Source organism: Streptomyces ficellus (genome assembly GCF_009739905.1).
Lineage (GTDB): Bacteria > Actinomycetota > Actinomycetes > Streptomycetales > Streptomycetaceae > Streptomyces > Streptomyces ficellus_A.
The window spans coordinates 6,337,341-6,354,255 of record NZ_CP034279.1; the positions used below are offsets into that span (position 1 = coordinate 6,337,341).

General features: G+C 73.4%; 17 protein-coding genes and 1 pseudogene. 8 read left to right on the forward strand and 10 right to left on the reverse strand.

Going from position 1 to position 16,915, the window contains the following annotated elements; genetic code table 11:
* Positions 1-98: 98 nt before the first annotated feature.
* Positions 99-503, forward strand: a pseudogene (locus EIZ62_RS33015) (EamA family transporter); the annotation flags it as partial.
* Between the two features lie 573 nt (positions 504-1,076).
* Here EIZ62_RS33015 and EIZ62_RS28455 read toward each other — a convergent pair.
* Both EIZ62_RS28455 and EIZ62_RS28460 read right to left on the reverse strand, forming a co-directional pair.
* A complete protein-coding gene (locus EIZ62_RS28455; RefSeq protein WP_156695525.1) occupies positions 1,077-1,907 on the reverse strand; it encodes an alpha/beta fold hydrolase in 831 nt (276 codons plus the stop codon).
* Between the two features lie 236 nt (positions 1,908-2,143).
* Positions 2,144-3,736 carry a hypothetical protein gene (locus tag EIZ62_RS28460; protein WP_156695526.1) on the reverse strand — a complete coding sequence of 531 codons (1,593 nt, stop codon included), beginning with the start codon at positions 3,734-3,736 and terminating at the stop codon, positions 2,144-2,146.
* 239 nt (positions 3,737-3,975) lie between these two features.
* Between EIZ62_RS28460 and EIZ62_RS28465 the strand changes: the two genes are divergently transcribed.
* Both EIZ62_RS28465 and EIZ62_RS28470 read left to right on the forward strand, forming a co-directional pair.
* Positions 3,976-4,929 (forward strand): RNA polymerase sigma-70 factor, encoded by a 954-nt coding sequence (locus tag EIZ62_RS28465; RefSeq protein ID WP_156695527.1) that lies wholly within the window; start codon positions 3,976-3,978, stop codon positions 4,927-4,929.
* Between the two features lie 192 nt (positions 4,930-5,121).
* Positions 5,122-5,868: a GntR family transcriptional regulator gene (locus EIZ62_RS28470; protein WP_156695528.1), complete on the forward strand. Its 747-nt coding sequence runs from the start codon at positions 5,122-5,124 to the stop codon at positions 5,866-5,868.
* 27 nt (positions 5,869-5,895) lie between these two features.
* On the opposite strand, the gene EIZ62_RS28475 is transcribed toward EIZ62_RS28470, so the two are convergent.
* Positions 5,896-7,053, reverse strand: coding sequence for an ROK family transcriptional regulator (locus EIZ62_RS28475; RefSeq protein WP_156695529.1), 1,158 nt, complete (start codon positions 7,051-7,053; stop codon positions 5,896-5,898).
* Positions 7,054-7,195: 142 nt separating this feature from the next.
* Here EIZ62_RS28475 and EIZ62_RS28480 point away from each other — a divergent pair, with 142 nt between their 5' ends.
* A complete protein-coding gene (locus EIZ62_RS28480) occupies positions 7,196-7,633 on the forward strand; it encodes a hypothetical protein (RefSeq protein ID WP_156695530.1) in 438 nt (145 codons plus the stop codon).
* A gap of 9 nt (positions 7,634-7,642) precedes the next feature.
* Here the strand turns inward: EIZ62_RS28480 and EIZ62_RS28485 are convergent, their stop codons facing one another.
* Positions 7,643-8,008 carry a YybH family protein gene (locus tag EIZ62_RS28485; RefSeq protein ID WP_156695531.1) on the reverse strand — a complete coding sequence of 122 codons (366 nt, stop codon included), beginning with the start codon at positions 8,006-8,008 and terminating at the stop codon, positions 7,643-7,645.
* 99 nt (positions 8,009-8,107) lie between these two features.
* Between EIZ62_RS28485 and EIZ62_RS28490 the strand changes: the two genes are divergently transcribed.
* Complete coding sequence (locus tag EIZ62_RS28490) at positions 8,108-8,998, forward strand: LysR family transcriptional regulator (protein WP_156695532.1); 891 nt, start codon at positions 8,108-8,110, stop codon at positions 8,996-8,998.
* Here EIZ62_RS28490 and mug read toward each other — a convergent pair.
* From mug to EIZ62_RS28505, 3 genes are all read right to left on the reverse strand, one after another.
* Positions 8,995-9,537: a G/U mismatch-specific DNA glycosylase gene (mug, locus tag EIZ62_RS28495; protein WP_156695533.1), complete on the reverse strand. Its 543-nt coding sequence runs from the start codon at positions 9,535-9,537 to the stop codon at positions 8,995-8,997. The two genes, EIZ62_RS28490 and mug, sit on opposite strands and share 4 nt — an antisense overlap.
* A 19-nt stretch (positions 9,538-9,556) precedes the next feature.
* A complete protein-coding gene (gene purB / locus EIZ62_RS28500; RefSeq protein WP_156695534.1) occupies positions 9,557-10,990 on the reverse strand; it encodes an adenylosuccinate lyase in 1,434 nt (477 codons plus the stop codon).
* 153 nt (positions 10,991-11,143) lie between these two features.
* Positions 11,144-11,935 carry an SGNH/GDSL hydrolase family protein gene (locus EIZ62_RS28505; RefSeq protein ID WP_156695535.1) on the reverse strand — a complete coding sequence of 264 codons (792 nt, stop codon included), beginning with the start codon at positions 11,933-11,935 and terminating at the stop codon, positions 11,144-11,146.
* Between the two features lie 67 nt (positions 11,936-12,002).
* Between EIZ62_RS28505 and EIZ62_RS28510 the strand changes: the two genes are divergently transcribed.
* Positions 12,003-13,043 carry a maleylpyruvate isomerase family mycothiol-dependent enzyme gene (locus EIZ62_RS28510; protein WP_156695536.1) on the forward strand — a complete coding sequence of 347 codons (1,041 nt, stop codon included), beginning with the start codon at positions 12,003-12,005 and terminating at the stop codon, positions 13,041-13,043.
* 61 nt (positions 13,044-13,104) lie between these two features.
* Here EIZ62_RS28510 and EIZ62_RS28515 read toward each other — a convergent pair whose 3' ends face one another.
* The 3 genes from EIZ62_RS28515 to EIZ62_RS28525 form a co-directional block, all read right to left on the reverse strand.
* Positions 13,105-14,121: a hemolysin family protein gene (locus tag EIZ62_RS28515; RefSeq protein ID WP_156695537.1), complete on the reverse strand. Its 1,017-nt coding sequence runs from the start codon at positions 14,119-14,121 to the stop codon at positions 13,105-13,107.
* A complete protein-coding gene (locus EIZ62_RS28520) occupies positions 14,118-15,515 on the reverse strand; it encodes a hemolysin family protein (RefSeq protein ID WP_156695538.1) in 1,398 nt (465 codons plus the stop codon). The genes EIZ62_RS28515 and EIZ62_RS28520 overlap by 4 nt, the downstream gene beginning before the upstream one ends.
* 151 nt (positions 15,516-15,666) lie before the next feature.
* Positions 15,667-16,092, reverse strand: a complete 426-nt coding sequence (locus tag EIZ62_RS28525) for a GNAT family N-acetyltransferase (protein ID WP_156695539.1) — start codon at positions 16,090-16,092, stop codon at positions 15,667-15,669.
* Positions 16,093-16,137: 45 nt separating this feature from the next.
* Between EIZ62_RS28525 and EIZ62_RS28530 the strand changes: the two genes are divergently transcribed.
* Complete coding sequence (locus EIZ62_RS28530) at positions 16,138-16,377, forward strand: antitoxin (RefSeq protein WP_156695540.1); 240 nt, start codon at positions 16,138-16,140, stop codon at positions 16,375-16,377.
* Between the two features lie 22 nt (positions 16,378-16,399).
* Positions 16,400-16,771 (forward strand): fic family toxin-antitoxin system, toxin component, encoded by a 372-nt coding sequence (locus EIZ62_RS28535; protein WP_156695541.1) that lies wholly within the window; start codon positions 16,400-16,402, stop codon positions 16,769-16,771.
* Positions 16,772-16,915: the final 144 nt, after the last annotated feature.

Sequence of the window (16,915 nt, forward strand, 5' to 3'; positions counted from 1 at the left end):
TTCCCTCCCCGTGCCGGTCACGAGCCTACAAGTGGTCCCCGAAACAGGACGGCAAGTGGTCCTGCAACCGGACCACCACCCCTCCTAGCGTCGTGGCCATGACTCCGAACCGAACGCGCGGCACACTGCTCGCGGCCTTCGCGTGCGTCCTCGTCGGCGCCTCCTTCACCGCCAACAGCGTCCTCGGCGACTACCCCCACGCGGGCGGGCAGGCCCTCCGCTACGGCCTGGCCTTCCTGCTGCTGCTGCCGTTCGCCGGGCGGGGCGCCACCGCCGCCGTACGGCGGCTGACGGCCCGCCAGTGGGCGCGGATCGCGCTGCTGGCGGCGGTGGGCATGGTCGGGTTCAACCTGGCGGTACTGGCCGCCGAACGCACCGCGGAGCCGGCCGTCCCGGGCGTGTTCGTCGGCTGCGCCCCCGTGGTGGTGGCCGTGCTGGTGCCCGCGCTGGGCGGACGCCGGCCCACCCGCCCGGTGCTGTACGGGGCGCTTCTCGTCGCCGCCGGGGCGTTCACCGTGCAGGGGTGGGGGCGCACGGACCCGGCGGGCATCGCGTGGTCGGCGGCGGCGCTGCTGGGCGAGGTCGGGTTCGCGGTGCTGGCCGTGCCCGTGCTCAAGCCGCTCGGCCCGAAGCTGCTCACGGCCACCGTGTGCGCCGTCGCCGCACTGGAGTCGGCCCTCGCGGGCATGGTGCTGGACGGCGCGGGCGCGCTGCGCGTACCGACCGGGCAGGAGGCGGGCGCGCTGCTCTGGCAGGCGGCCGTCGTCACGGTCGTCGGGTTCGTCTGCTGGTACGCGGGCGTCCAGCGGATCGGCGCCGAGCGCGCCACCCTGTTCTCCGGGCTCATCCCGGTGTCCGCCGCGCTGACCGCGCCGCTCGTCGCCACCGGCTCCTACGGGCTCGCCCAGGGCGTGGGCAGCGCGCTGGTCGGGGCGGGCGTCGCGCTGGGCTCGGGCGTCCTGGACCGGTGCGCACCCGCGCACCCGCCGGCCGGGTCCCGGCCCTCTGCGTCGTCGCCCGTGAAGTCGTCGCCCGCGGGGTCGTCGCCCGTGGGGACGACCGGGGGGTCGCCCGCCTCAGCGGCTTCCGTCGAGCAGGACGCGCGCCACCAGGGCCGGGTCGTCGTTCATCGGCACGTGACCGCATCCCGGCAGGCGCACCAGCCGGGCGGCGGGGACGGCCCGCTTGGCGCGCACCCCCTGCCGGGGCAGCAGGAGCCGGTCGCGGGTGCCCCAGGCGACGGTGACGGGCAGGCCGGTCACGTCGCGCGCGAACCGGACCCCGCGTCCCGCGGCCAGGGTCCGTCCGAAGCCGGTCGCGCCGCGCAGGGCGAGCGTCTCGGCGACCACCGCCTCCGGTGAACGGCGGCCGGGTCGTGCGTAGATGGTGCTGGTCAGCGCGGCGCGCCCGGCGGACGACCGGGACAGCCGCCTGATCATCGGCAGCGGCATGGAGCGGGCACCGCGGCGCATGGCCAGCAGCGCCCCGAAGGCGTAGCGGCGCTCGCCCTCCGTCCAGAAACCGGCGGGGGAGAGGGCGGTCACCGACCGGACGAGCTTCTGGTGCCCGAGCTCCAGGGCCAGCAGCCCGCCCAGCGAGTTGCCCGCCACGTGCGGGCGGTCGAGGTCCAGGGCCTCGCACAGCGCACCGAGGACGGGCACGACCGTGGGCAGGTCGTAGGCGAAGCCGTCGGGGAGGGCGGGGGATGCGCCGAAGCCGGGCAGGTCGACGGCGATCACCTCGCGCTCGGCCGCCAGGATCTCCAGCACCGGCTGCCAGGCCTGCCAGTGGTGGCCTATGCCGTGGAGCAGCAGCAGCGGTTCACCGTCGCCCATCCGCTCGTACTCCACCGACACCGTGCCGGAGCCCTGCCGGGACTCGACAGGGAAGGACACCCGTACGGCCATGTTGCTGCTCCCTGTCCCCGGTGCTGTCCCGGTTCCGTCCGCGCGCCCGCCCCGGGCCCCGTCCTGGACGCGGTGTCAGCAACAATTACCGTCCAGTAGCCACGAGTTCAAGGGTCCGGGAGGAATCGGGGGCGGGAGGAGTCGGGGCGGGGCATGAGGAGGCGGTCCTTCCCGGACGTCGCCCGGGAAGGACCGCCTCGCGGTTGCTTCGTGGCCAGGGGCCTCGGGGACCCGCGTCAGCTACCGGCTCCGGCGCTCACGCACTCGGTGACCGGACTGGCCTTCAGGCACTGGGGCAGCTCGTCCTCCCACTGGTTCAGCTGCGCGGTCGCCTGGTTCCGCTGCTCGGCGGAGGCGTTGGTGTCCTGTGCCGTCTTCAGCGTGTTGTTCACCTGGTTCGCGAAGTTCGTCGCGGCCGTCTGCTGGGCCTGCGGCGTACCGGGCTTCAGGGCGTTCACGAGGACGGTCGTGGTCGTCGTGACGACGTTCGACGCCGTCACCTTCACCGCCGTCGGCGCGTTCGACTGGAGCACGTTGACCAGGACGCTCGTCGTCGTCTTCACGGTGTTGGTGACCGCCACCTTGACCCCGGCCGGCGCGTTGGACTTCAGTACGTTGACCAGGACGTTGGTGGTCGTCTTCACGGTGTTGGTGACCGCCACCTTGACCCCGGCCGGCGCGTTGGACTTCAGCACGTTGACCAGGACGGTGGTGTTGGTCTTCACCGTGTTGGTGACCGCCACCTTCAGCGACGTCGGCGCGTTGGACTTCAGGACGTTGACCAGGACGCTGGTGCTGGTCTTCACGGTGTTGGTGACCGCCACCTTCACCGCGGTGGGCGCGTTCGACCGCAGGACGTCGACCAGCACGGTCGTGGTGGTCTTCACGGTGGTGGTGACCGCGACCTTCACCCCGGTGGGCACTCCGGCCTTCAGGACCTCGACCAGCACGGTGGTGGTCGTCTGCACGGTGGTGGTGACCGCGACCTTGACCGCGTTCGGCGCGTTGGACTTCAGCGTGTCGACCATGACCTGCGTCGAGCTCTCGACGGTGCTGGTGACGGCCACCTTCACCTCGTTGGGCACGTTCGCCTTCAGGACGTCGACCAGGACGCTCGTCTGGGTCTCGACGGTGTTGGTGACCGCGACCTTGACCGCGTTCGGCGCGTTCGACTTCAGCGTGTCGACCAGCACCTGGGTCGACTGCTCGACCGTGTTGGTCACCGAGACCTTGACCTCCTGCGGCACGTTCGCCGTCTGGAGGTTCGTCAGGGCGTCCGTCGACTGCTTCACCACGTTACCGAGGGCCACTCGCTGCGCCAGGGGCGTGTTGGGGTCCTCGACGATCGCGAGCGTCTCGTTCAGGTTCCCCGCCGCGTTCTTGACCTCTGCCGGGGCGTTCTCCTGGTTCGCCAGTTCATCGACGTTGTTCTGCAGTTGAGGCGTCAACTTCTGGAGTTGCTCCTCCTGCTGGGCCGGCGGCGGCTGCTGCTCCTGCTGCTCCTGCGGAGGGGGCGGCTGCTGCTCCTCCTGCGGCGGAGGCGGCTGCTCCTCCTGCGGAGGTGGCGGGGGCTGCTCCTCCTGGGGTGGAGGCGGCGGCTGCTCCTCCTGAGGCGGCGGAGGCGGTACCTCCTCCTCAGGCGGCGGCGGAGGCTGCGGTTCCTCCGGATCCGGTGGTGGCGGCGGAGGCTGGGCGGGTACGGAGGCGGCCGCGGGGGAGGCCTGGGGCATCGCTTCGGCGGCGACCGCGCCTGTCGACAGGGCGAGCGCCGCGGCCAGGCAGGAAGCCCCGCACAAACGGGCGATGTGTTTCCCGGAGGTTCTGGGCATGGCAGTTCCTGGTGGAAGATTCACCAACTCGAATAGGGGCCCTGCGAAGCTCTGCTCTGAGGGCGGCCGGCCTGTGGGAACGGAGCTCCACGACTCAACGAAGCACAGGCGCTACAAGACCCACTCTTCCCTCAGTTGGCGCATCTCGCAACGCGGCAGCGCCCGCTCCGTGGTACGGGGCAGCGGATGATGGAGTGGTGACAAAAGAAGGCAGCACACGAAGCGAGACGAAGCCCACCGTGCACTTCGGTGCGCACAGTGATGCGCACAGCAGTGCGCAATCCGGTGCGCAACCAGGTACGCGGTCGGGGGCGGGCGCGGACGACGGCTCCGCCGCCTTCGAGGCCCATCGGTCCGTCCTGACCGGAGTGGCCTACCGGATGCTCGGCCGTGTCGCCGACGCGGAGGACGTCGTCCAGGAGGCGTGGCTGCGCTGGTCCGCCGCCGACCGCTCCGGCGTCCGCGAGCCCCGCTCCTACCTCGTACGCGTCACCACGCGGCTCGCCGTCGACCGGCTCCGGCAGTTGCAGGCGCGCCGCGAGGCGTACGTCGGGCCGTGGCTGCCCGAACCGCTGGTCACCGACTTCGGCCCGGCCGTCCCCGACACCGTCGAGCGCGCGGTGCTCGCCGACTCCGTGTCGCTCGCCGTCCTGGTGGTTCTCGAGTCCCTCTCGCCGCTGGAACGCGCGGTGTTCGTGCTCCGCGAGGCCTTCGGCTTCCCGTACGCGGAGATAGCGGCCACCCTCGACCGGTCGGAGGCGGCCGTGCGGCAGCTCGCCGGCCGCGCCCGCCGCCATGTCGACGAGGGCAGGCCCCGGTTCGACGTCGACCCCGCGGAACGCCGCGACCTCACCGAGCGGTTCCTCGCGGCGGCGGCCGGGGGCGACCTGGACGGGCTGCTCGCCCTGCTCGCCCCCGACGTGCGGCTCATCGGCGACAGCGGCGGCAAGGCCAAGGGGCCCCTGCGCGTGATGGAGACCGCCGACAAGGTCGGCCGCTTCCTGTGCGCCGTCGCCAGGGAACCGGCCGCCCGCGCCGAGGTCCGGTTCCTGGAGGTCAACGGAGGACCGGCGCTGCTCGTCCTCGTCGGCGGCCGGCCCGACTCGGTGTTCCAGGTGGACGTCCTGGACGGCCGGATCGCGCGCGTCTACCTGATCAGGAACCCCGACAAGGTCGCCCCGCTGGCACCGTGACCACCGCCACGCCCATGGGCGCGAACAGCGTGTGAACGCTCTGCGACAGGACTCGACCCCGCTGCGTTACCGGCCGACGATTGGTCTTGACCAAGGGTGAGCGCCGTCCTATGGTCACAGGGTTAGTGCAGGAACCTTTAATAAACAAGGCACGGAAAGCCGCCGGGGAGCCGGCGATTGCGGAGGATCAGGGTGGGGACCACGCAGCTGGAATCAGTGCCCGAGCCCAAGTACTGGCACCTGAAGACCGTGATCGGCGAAGCGCTGGACACGGAATTCTCGGTGGGCGAGATCCTGCCCAACGAGCGTGACCTGGCCGCCCGGTTCGGCGTGGCCCGCGCCACGCTCCGCCAGGCCCTGGAACAGCTGGAGCTGGAGGGCCGGCTCCAGCGCCGCCGCGGCGTCGGCACCACCGTCGCACCGCCCCGCATGGGCGTGGACGTGTCCACCGCGCAGGCCCAGTGGCCCGGCACCGGCGAGGAGGTCTGGCAGCCCGTGGACTGTGTCCTCGCCGCCCCGCCCGCCGCCGTGGCCCGCCTCCTCGACCTCGGCGAGGGCGCCGGCGAACCGGTGCACACCGTGCGGCGCCTGCGGATGACGCACGGTCAGGCCCTGGCGGCCGAGCAGCTGTACGTCCCCGCCGGCTCCGTACCGGACCTCACCGCCATCGACGCTCCGTCCGGCGCGGCCCGCGCCCGCGGCGTCCTGCGCGAGCTCCAGCGGCTCACCCTGGAGGGCCAGGACCGCGCGGTGGAGCTCGGCTCCGCCCGCGCGGACGACGCCAGGGAACTGGACCGGCTGCCCGGCGCCCCCGTCCTCGTCGTCACCACCCGGTACCTGGCGCGGGGCCGTACCGCCGCCGTCTCCGTCGCCACCTACCGCGCCGACACCTGCCGGCTCACCTTCGGCGACGCCGGGGACTTCGGCATCGCCTCCTGACCCGTACGACCGTGCGCGGCCCGTCGCTCAGCGGCGGGCCGTCACCGTTCCCTCCACCGCGAACAGCTGCTCCTCGACGTGGTCGAGCGCCAGCCGCAGCGCACCGGTCGCCACCACCGCCTCGCCCAGCAGCGACAGCACCACGCGGGGCGGCCGCAGGCAGAAGCGCGCCAGCTCCTTCCGCAGCGGCTCGAGTACGCCGTCCAGGCCGGCCGCCCAGCCGCCGATCACCACCACCTCCGGATCGAGCGCCAGCACCAGCGCCGCCACGTCGTGCACCAGCCGCTGGATGAACCGCTCCACCGCCTCCCGGGCCCGCGCGTCACCCTCGCGCGCCAGCGCGAAGACCTCCGCCACCGCCTGCTCGTCCAGCGGGTGCAGCGGCTCGTCCGTGGTCGACAGCAGCGTCTCCGGCGTGGCCCCCTGACCCAGCAGGTGCAGCGCCCCGATCTCCCCGGCCGCCCCGCCGAACCCGCGGTGCAGCCGCCCGCCGATCAGCGAACCGGCCCCGGGGCTCAGGCCCGCGAGCACGAACACGATGTCGTCCGAGTCGGTGGCCGCGCCCTTCCACTGCTCGGCCACGGCCGCGGCGTTCGCGTCGTTCTCGACCAGCACCGGACACCGGAACGACCGCCGCAGCCGCCCGCCGAGCGCCAGCCCCGTCCAGCCGGGCAGCGCCGTACCGAGCCGGACCGTCCCGTCCGCCTCCACGATCCCGGGCGTCCCGACCCCCACGGCCCGCAGGCTGCCGCGCGCCACACCGGTGCGGCGCAGCACGTCGGCCACCACCGTCCGCACCCGCTCCAGCCGTTCGTCCGCCGACGCGGTCTCCGGCACTTCCCGGGACCCGGCGCCGATGATCCGCCCGTCCAGCCCCGACATCAGCGCGGCCACCCGGTGCGGTCCGATCTCGATGCCCAGCAGGTGCCCCGCCTCCGCCCGGAACCGGAACCTGCGCGCGGGGCGGCCCTGACGCCTGGCCTCGCCCTCCTCGGGCGCCACCTCGACCACCAGACCGTTGCCGATGAGCCCCTCGACCACCCCCTCGACGGTCGGCCGCGACAGCCCCGTGATCCGGGTGAGGTCGGTGAGCGTACGCGCGTCACCGCCGCGCAGCGCATGGAGTACCACCGCGGAATTGATCCGCCGCAACAGCGACGGGTCCCCGCCGGTCAGCCGGCTCACCGTGTGTCCTCCCAGCTAGAACGCGTGTCTGCCGGATCGTACTCAATCACCCCGCCGCGCGGTCGGGCGCCTCGCCCCGGGGCCCGCCGGGACGGGGTCTGACGCTGCGCCAGTTGTCAGTGGCGGGGGCTTTACTGGAGCCATGACCACCGCACGGCACCTGGCGACCATCGATCGGCTGCGGACCCTGCCGTTCCCGGCCCGGTCCGGTGACCCGGAAGCGGGTCGCGGCGGCGCTGATTACCACCTGGCCGAACTGGCCACCAGCGAGGACTTCTGGGAGGACGACGGCACCCGCCGGGAGGCCGTCGAGGAGCAGTACGAGGCGGAGCGCGACGCCCTCGCGGCGCTGCTGACGACCCGCTGGGGCGAACCCCAGGTCTTCAGCCTGTGGTCGCTCTTCGAGCGCTGCGCGAACGGGGAGGAGGTCCCCGAACCCTGGCGCACCCTCAGCCAGTCCGTCCCCGACGTCCACCTCTGGCGGGTCGACGAGCACTGGATAGCGCTGGGCGTCTCGCAGTGGGACGGGGAGCTCCCGTTCCAGCTCCTCGCGGCCGTCACGCCGACCGACCCGCCGTGACGCGCGGCGTCAGCGTGCCGGGGGCACGAACTCGGGCTGGTCGAGCAGGCGCAGCCAGCTTCCGTCGGGCTGACGCCGGACCACCTGGGCCCGCGCGCCGGACCCGTCCTTCGGCGGGGTCGAGGTGAGGGCGATGTCACCACTGACCAGCGTCGGCAGCGGCTGCTCGGGCTCGAAGCGGGGCTTGCCCGCCAGCACCTTCGCCCACAGCGCGCGGATCGCCTCCCGACCGGTCGTCAGCTCGCCGGGCGGGTAGGCGATGACGGCCTCCTCCTCGTACAGCGCGGCGACCCCGGCCGCGTCACCGGCGTTGGACCGCTCCACGAACAGGCGGGTGATGTCCTCGGGTCGCATGGCCTTCTCATACTCCGGCACGGATTCCTCCTGCTTCTCGGCTTTCGGTGCGTCCCAGCCTGTTCGCCCATCCGCCAGAAGTCCAACAGATGGATCTTCTGGAAAGTAGAATCCACAGTCATGGAACTGAGGCAGCTCGAGTACTTCGTCGCCGTCGCCGACGAGCGGAACTTCACCCGCGCCGCCGAGCGGGTCCACATCAGCCAGTCCGGGGTCAGCGCCCAGATCCGCCGGCTCGAACGGGAAGTCGGCGCCGAGCTGTTCGACCGGTCGGCCCGCACCGTCACCCTCACCGCCGCGGGGGAGGCCGCGCTCCCGCACGCCCGTGCCGCACTCGCCGCGGCCGGGGCGGTGGGCCAGGCCGTGAGCGAGGTGACCGGCCTGATCCGGGGCCGGCTCACCGTCGGCATGGTCATCGGCTGCACCATCACCCCGCTGTTCGACGCCCTCGCCGCCTTCCACGGGGCCCATCCCGGCGTGGAGATCGCGCTGCTGGAGGACAGCTCCGACCGGCTCGTCGACGGGGTGCGCACCGGCCGCGTCGACGTGGCGCTGATCGGGGCGGCCGCCGCCGCCCCCGAAGGGCTGGAATCGCTGACCATCATCAGCGAACGGCTCGTCGCGGCGGTCCCCGCCGGTCACCCGCTGGCGGCATCCGGGACGGTGTCGCTGAGCGACCTCATGGCGCACCCCATCGTGTGCATGCCACCCGGCACCGGCCTGCGAAAGGTGTTCGACCAGGCCTGCGCCGCCCAGGGCCTCCACCCCGCGATCGCGCTCCAGGCCGGCGCCGCCGACACCCTCGTCGACCTCGTCGTCCGGGGACTCGGCGTCGCCGTCCTCAGCGAGTCGATGGCCGCGGGCCACGGCGACCGGCTCACCGCCCTCGACCTCAAGGACGCCGACATCCCCGCCCTGCTCGCCCTGGTCTGGCAGAGCCCGCACAACCCCGCGGTGCGCGAACTGCTCGTGCACAGCCGCCGCGCGTTCCGGGCCCCCGACACTCCCTAGGACTCCTCCCGCGCGGCGGCGCGCAGCCTGGCGAACTCCTCCGCCATCGTCTGGAGCGTCCAGTGGGCGTTGAGCCCGCTGGGGTTGGGCAGCGCCCAGACGCGGGTGTCGCCGATCGTCCGGTCCTGCGGGCCGATCCGGGCCTTGGGGTCGCGGAACGCGGTGCGGTACGCGGTGACGCCCGCGACGGCGAGCCAGCGCGGGCGCAGCCGCTCCACCTTCAGGGCCAGCAGCCGGCCGCCCTCGCGGAACTCCTCGTCGGTCAGCTCGTCCGCCCGCGCGCTCGCCCGCTCCACCACGTTGGTGATGCCGAGCCCGTACGCCAGCAGCTCCTCCTGCTCGGCGGGCCGCAACTGGCGCGGGGTGAAACCGGAGCGGTGCAGCACGGGCCAGAACCGGTTGCCGGGGCGGGCGAAGTGATGGCCCGTCGCGGCCGACATCAGGCCCGGGTTGATACCGCAGAACAGCACGGACAGGCCGCTCGCGATCACATCGGGGACGACGCGGTCGCGGGCGGCCTGGAGTTCCTCAGGAGTCATACGGTCCGTGTGCCCCGCGTCAGAGGATCGCACCCGGGACGTAACCGGCGGCCTCCGGGTGCTGCTTGGCGATCTCCTCGATCCGCGCGACCACCGCACCGACCTGGCCCGCGGCGGCGCCCGTGAACGCCAGCTTGTCGGCCATCGCCGCGTCCAGCTGCCCGCGGTCGAGCGGGATGCGGTCGTCGGCGGCGAGCTTGTCCAGCAGCTCGTTGCGCTCCGCGCCCTGCTCGCGCATGGCCAGCGCCGACGCCACCGCGTTCTCCTTGATGGCCTCGTGCGCGACCTCGCGGCCCACACCCGCCCGCACCGACGCCATCAGCACCTTGGTGGTGGCGAGGAACGGCAGGTAGCGGTCCAGCTCGCGGGCGACGACGGCCGGGAACGCGCCGAACTCGTCCAGCACCGTCAGGAACGTCTCCAGCAGCCCGTCGAGGGCGAAGAACGCGTCGGGCAGCGCCACCCGGCGCACCACCGAGCAGGAGACGTCGCCCTCGTTCCACTGGTCGCCGGCCAGCTCGCCGGTCATCGACGCGTAGCCGCGCAGGATGACCATCAGGCCGTTGACGCGCTCGCAGGAGCGGGTGTTCATCTTGTGCGGCATGGCCGAGGAGCCGACCTGCCCGGGCTTGAAACCCTCGGTGACCAGTTCGTGCCCGGCCATCAGCCGGATCGTCTTCGCCAGCGAGGAGGGGGCGGCGGCCAGCTGCACCAGCGCGGTGACCACCTCGTAGTCCAGCGACCGCGGGTAGACCTGGCCGACCGAGGTGAAGGCGTGGGCGAAGCCCAGGTGCCCGGCGATCCGCTGCTCCAGCTCCGCCAGCTTCGCGGTGTCCCCGCCCAGCAGGTCCAGCATGTCCTGCGCGGTGCCCACCGGTCCCTTGATCCCGCGCAGCGGGTAGCGGCCCAGCAGCTCCTCCAGCCGCGCGTACGCCACCAGCAGCTCGTCGGCGGCGGTCGCGAAGCGCTTGCCGAGGGTGGTGGCCTGGGCGGCGACGTTGTGCGAGCGTCCCGCCATGACCAGCTCGCCGTACTCGCCCGCCAGCTTGCCCAGCCGGGCCAGCACCGCGACGGTGCGGTCCCGCATCAGCTCCAGGGAGAGCCGGATCTGCAACTGCTCGACGTTCTCGGTCAGGTCGCGCGAGGTCATGCCCTTGTGGACCTGCTCGTGGCCCGCGAGCGCGTTGAACTCCTCGATACGCGCCTTCACGTCGTGGCGCGTGACCTTCTCGCGCTCCGCGATCGACGCCAGGTCGACCTGGCCGAGCACCCGCTCGTAGTCGGCGAGGGCGGCCTCCGGCACCTCGATGCCGAGGTCCCGCTGGGCGCGCAGCACGGCGAGCCACAGCCGGCGCTCGAGCTGCACCTTCTGCTCGGGGGACCACAGGACGGCGAGCTCCGCGGAGGCGTAGCGGCCGGCCAGGACATTGGGGATGCGAGGCTTGGCAGTCACGTGACCAGAGTCTACTGGCGGTTTGTGCAGGCCAGCGCCACGGGCCGGGTTGTACCTTGCTACGAGACCACGGTCACCGGCACCGAGGGCGACGCCCGGCGCGCGGCCGTGGACCGCGCGGGCAGGCCGCCGGTGCGCGACCCGCCCCAGCCGCTACGCCAGGGGCGCGTCGTCGTCCAGGACGTACGGCAGCAGGTCCGGCCGCTTCGCGGGGCGCCCGTCGCCGGACGACCGGCCGGTCAGCCGCCGCCCGATCCACGGCCCCAGGTGCCGGCGGGCGAACCGCAGGTCGCCGGAGCGCCGGGCCAGCCAGGCGGTCGGCACGAGCGGCCCCAGCGGTGCCCGCCAGTCCTCCTCCGGCGGCAGACCGAGCGCCTGCCACACGGCCTCGGCGACCCGCCGGTGGCCCTCGGCGGTCAGGTGCAGCCGGTCCAGGTCCCACAGCCGCGGATCGCCCATCACCTCGGCGCCGTACAGGTCGACCACCAGGGCGCCGTGCCGGGCGGCCAGCGCGTCGACGTGCGCGAACAGCTCCTCCATGCGTGGCCGGAACCGCTGCATCACGGGGCCGTTCCGGCCGGGGCTGCGCATCAGCACGAGCTGCCCGCACGACGGGGCCAGGCGCTCCACGGCCTCCTCCAGCAGCCCGCGCACCCGCCCCATGTCGCACTTCGGGCGCAGGGTGTCGTTCAGTCCGCCGACCAGGGTGACGACGTCCGCCTTCATGGCCGCCGCGAGGTCCACCTGTTCGTCGACGATCTGGCCGATCAGCTTTCCGCGCACGGCGAGGTTGGCGTACCGGAAGCCGGGGGAGCGGGTGGCGAGGCGGGACGCCAGCAGGTCGGCCCAGCCCCGGTAGGAGCCGTCGGGCAGGAGGTCCGACATCCCCTCGGTGAAGCTGTCGCCCACCGCGACGAAACTGTTGTAGGTGGCATTCATCTCCATGGCGGTGCGATCGTATCGCGTAGGGTCGGCGGGTCCGCAGCGGGCCGGGGAAGGGAAGGCGAGCACCATGAGCGATCCACTCCAGCAGGCGCTGGCCACCGCCCTGGCCCACCTCCTGGCACACGTCGACACCTGCGACGACGAGGTGCTCGACCCCGACACCGCGGTGGGGTGGACGGAGCACACGGCCCACGCGCTGGGCCGCCTCGCTCCCGGCGACCGGCGCCGGCTCGACGCCCTCCTCCGGCAGGCGGCGCTGCGCGAACCGGAGGGGCCCTGGCGGGAGGCGCTCCTGCGGGTCCCGGCCGGGCTCGGCCTCGCCGAGGACCCGTACGCGTGGTACTGCGACGCCGTCGAGGACCACGCCCGCCGCTTCGCGAAGACGCTGCGGGGCGCCGACCCGGCGGCCCCGGTACCGAGCTGCCCGGGCTGGACGGTCGGCGACCTGATCGCCCACTACGGCACCACCCACCGCTGGACCGCGCACATGGTGCGCACGCTGCCCACCGAGCGGGTCTTCGCCAAGGACCTCCGGCTTCAGCCGCCCGCGGATCCGGCCGAGTGCCTGGACTGGGCGGTCGAGGGCGCCGAGGCGGCCGTGCGCGCCCTGCGCGCCGCCGACCCGGACGCCGGCCTCTGGTCGTTCGGCGCCGACCGGCACGTGCGCGCCTACCACCGGCGCGTGCTGTCGGAGTCCGCCGTCCACCTCGCCGACGCGGCGCTGGCCGTGGGCGCCGAACCCCGCGTCGAGCCGGCAACGGCCGCCGACGCCGTCGAGGAGTTCCTGGAGAACCTGCCGCACTACGGCTGGATCGCCGAACCGGTCTCCCGGATCGGCCGCGACGGCGCCACCCTGCGGCTGACCGCGACCGACACCGGTGCGGCGGCCCGGACGACCTGGACGATCACGCTCGGCGGGGGCGGCTTCGACTGGACCCGCCGGACGGCGGCCCCGGGAACGACGGAGCCCGCGACCGTCACGGTCGCGGGCACCGCCGGTGAGCTGCTGCTCCTCCTCTACGGGAGGTACGGCGCCGACGACCACCGGTTCACCGTCTCCGGCGACCCCACGCTCCTCGACGCCTGGACGTCGGCGACCGCCTTCTAGGCCGGACCGCCTTCCACGCCGGACCGCCTTCCAGGCCGAACGCACGGGCACGGGCCGGCCGTCACGCCGCCGGGCGTCCCACCAGCTCCCGCAGCACGTCCTCCATGGTGACCAGCCCCGCCAGCCTGCCGTCGTCGTCGAGCACGGCGGCCAGGTGCGTGCGGCTGCGCCGCATGGCGGTCAGGACGTCGTCCAGGGGCGTGGCCGCCCGGACCCGGGCGATCGGCCGCATCGCCGTCACGGGGAACGGCAGGTCGCGCGGCATCACGTCCAGCGCGTCCTTCACGTGCAGGTACCCGAGGATCCGGTGGGCCGAGTCGACCACCGGGAAGCGCGAGAAGCCCGACTCGGCGGCCAGCGCCTCCAGCTGCTCCGGCGTCGTGCCGACCCGGGCGTACATCACGCGCTCCACCGGCATCACCACGTCGCGCACCGGACGCCGGCCGAGTTCCAGGGCGTCGTGCAGCCGCTCGGCCGCCCGGTCGTCCAGGAGGCCCGCGTCACCCGCGTCCGTGACCATCCGCGCCAGCTCGTCGTCCGAGAACGTCGCCGACACCTCGTCCTTCACCTCCACCCGCATCAGCCTTAGCAGGGTGTTGGCGAACGCGTTGATCGTGAAGATCACCGGCTTCAGGGCCCTCGCCAGCGCCACCAGCGGCGGGCCCAGCAGCAGCGCCGTACGTGTCGGCTCGGCCAGGGCGATGTTCTTCGGCACCATCTCGCCGAGCAGCATGTGCAGGTACGTGGCCAGCGACAGCGCGATGACGAACGAGATCGGGTGCACCAGCCCGTGCGGGACGCCGACCGCGTCGAACACCGGCTCCAGCAGGTGCGCGATGGCCGGCTCGGCCACGACACCGAGCACCAGCGTGGACAGCGTGATGCCCAGCTGGGCCGCCGCGAGCAGCGCCGAGACGTGCTCCAGGCCCCAGATGACGCTGCGCGCCCGCCGGTTCCCGGCCTCCGCCTCCGGCTCGATCTGGCTGCGGCGTACGGAGATCATGGCGAACTCCGCGCCGACGAAGAAGGCGTTGACCACTAGGGTCAGCAGACCGATCAGCAACTGGATCGCGGTCATCGGCCCGCCTCCCCGCCCTTGTGCGCACCCTTGTGCGATCCGGACTCGCCGGCACCCGCTCCGTCCCCGTCCCCGTCACCGTCCGGCCCGGCCGGCGGGGCGTGCAGCAGCACGCGCGCGGCACGGCGCCCGGAGGCGTCGACCACGTCGAGCCCCCAGCCGCCGAGGGCGACGCGGTCGCCGACGGCGGGGATGCGCCCCAGCTCGGTGGCGACGAGCCCGGCGAGGGTCTCGTACGGGCCGTCCGGCACGCGCAGGCCGATCGCCTCCAGCTGGTCGGTCCTGGCGGCGCCGTCGGCGGACCACAGGGCCCGCCCGTCGGCGTCCTCACCCGCAGGGGCGAGGTCCGGCGTCTCGTGCGGGTCGTGCTCGTCGCGGACCTCGCCGACGACCTCCTCGACGATGTCCTCCAGGGTCACGACCCCGGCCGTACCGCCGTACTCGTCTATGACGACGGCCATCGTCGTCTTGCCGGACAGCCGGTCCAGCAGCCGGTCCACGGTCAGCGACTCGGGGACGAGCAGCGGCTCGCGGAGGATCTCCGTGACCGGCTTGAGGCGCCGCTGCGGCGCCGGGACGGTCAGGACGTCCTTGATGTGCGCGATGCCGATGACCGAGTCCAGGCCGCCCCGGTAGACGGGGAAGCGGGACAGGCCGGTGGCGCGGGTCGCGTTGGCGACGTCCTCGGCGGTGGCCTGTGCCTCCAGCGCGGTGACCTGTACGCGCGGGGTCATGACGTTCTCCGCGGTCAGCTCCGCGAGGTTCAGGGTCCGGACGAACAGCTCGGCGGTGTCCGGCTCCAGGGCACCCGCACGCGCGGAGTGGCGCGCCAGGGCCACCAGCTCCTGGGGGCTGCGCGCCGAGGCCAGCTCCTCGGCCGGCTCCATGCCGAGCCGGCGGACGATCCGGTTGGCCGTGTTGTTGAGGTGGCTGATCAGGGGCCTGAACGCGGCGGTGAAGACGCGCTGCGGGGTGGCGACGACCTTGGCGACGGCCAGCGGCGACGAGATGGCCCAGTTCTTCGGGACCAGCTCGCCGACGACCATCAGGACGACCGTCGACAGCGCCGTACCGAGGACCAGCGCCACCGAGGACGCCACCGACGCCGACAGGCCGAGGTCCTGGATCGGGCCGCGGATGAGCTTGGCGATGGACGGCTCGGACAGCATGCCGACGATCAGGTTGGTGACGGTGATGCCGAGCTGGGCGCCGGAGAGCTGGAAGGTGAGGGAGCGCACCGCCTTGAGGGCGCCGGGCGCTCCGCGCTCACCGCGCTCGGCCGCCCGTTCCAGCTCGCTTCGCTCGACGGTGGTCAGTGAGAACTCGGCCGCGACGAACGCCCCGCACGCGAGCGAGAGCAGCAGCGCCACGAGGAGCAGGAGCACTTCGGTCATCGGTTCACCTCCGTTCCATGATCGGCCACGGAGGGAAGGGATGCGCGATCTCGGCTACGGCTACTACTGGGAGGCTCGCCCATGGGCGGACGCTCACACCTCTCGGTCGTTACGGACTGGGTGAACCCATGGTAAAGGATCAGCAAAGTGGTCAGGGTGTGAGGGGCTTCACCCAGCGGCCCCACTGCGGCTCCCGGCCGTAACCGGCCGCCCGCCAGGCGTGGTGCGCCCGTTCGTTGCGGTCCAGGACCATGGCGTCGGCCCGCCGCCCGCCGAGGCCGACGAACCGCTCCTCGGCCGCCGCGAGCAGCGCCGTGCCGACGCCCCGGCGCCGGTGGTCCGGATGCACGGCCAGCCGGTACAGGTGGCAGCGCCACCCGTCGAACCCGGCGATCACCGTCCCCGCGAGGGCCCCGCCCGCCTGGGCGAGGATCAGCGCCTCCGGGTCCCGGGCGACCAGCCGCTCGACACCGTCCCGGTCGTCGCTGATGCTCGTCCCCTCGGCCGCGACCTTCCAGAAGGCGAGGACGGCGTCCAGGTCGGCGGGCGAGGCGGCGCGTATCCGAAGATCGTTCATGCGTCCATCTTGCCGGTGCTAGCGCGGCGGCGCTAGCGTCGTGGTGTGGCGAAGACCCAGCTGAACGTACGCGTCGACGAGACCACCGCCGAGGCCGCCCGCCGCCGGGCGCGGCAGCGGGGCGTCAGTGTGAACCGGTACATCGAGGAGCTCGTCCGGCAGGACGCGGGCGAGGCGGGCCGCGCCTTCGTGTCGGCCGCGGCCGACTTCATGAAGCAGTACGAGGCCGTCTTCGCGGAGGAGTTCGGGGACGCCCCCGGCCGGCGGGCGGCGGGCGAGCGATGACGGACGACGCCGGCCGGCCCGTATGAACCTGTCGGTCGACCTGTCCTGGCTGCTCATGGTCGCCGAGCAGGCCACCCCCGGCGACCCCCGCGTCACCGACTGGGGAGCCCTCGTCGCCGCCGTCGCCCGGCACGACGCGGAGATCTTCGGCGTCGCCGTCTACCAGGACCCGCACACCCGGGCGGCCGCGCTGCTGCAACTGCTGCTGCACGTGCCCGCGCTGGAGCACTCCAACGCGCTGTACGCCTCGGCCGTCGCGTACGGCTACCTCGTCGCCTCCGGCCTCGACGTGGCCGCCTCGCCCGAGAAGGTGCGGGACCTGGCCCGGCTGGTGAAGGCCGGCCAGGCGGACGTCGCCGCCGTCGCCGCCGAACTGCGCCGCTGGAGCCGCTGACCCGCCGCCGGCTCCACGCCCGCGGCCTCCCGCAGCCGCTTGTGCTCGTCGGGCTCGGGCAGTGCGTCCTGCGCCGCCTGCTCCAGCAGCGCGTCCACCGCCGCGAAGAGCTGCTCCTGCTCGTTCGTCACGGGGCGTCACCTC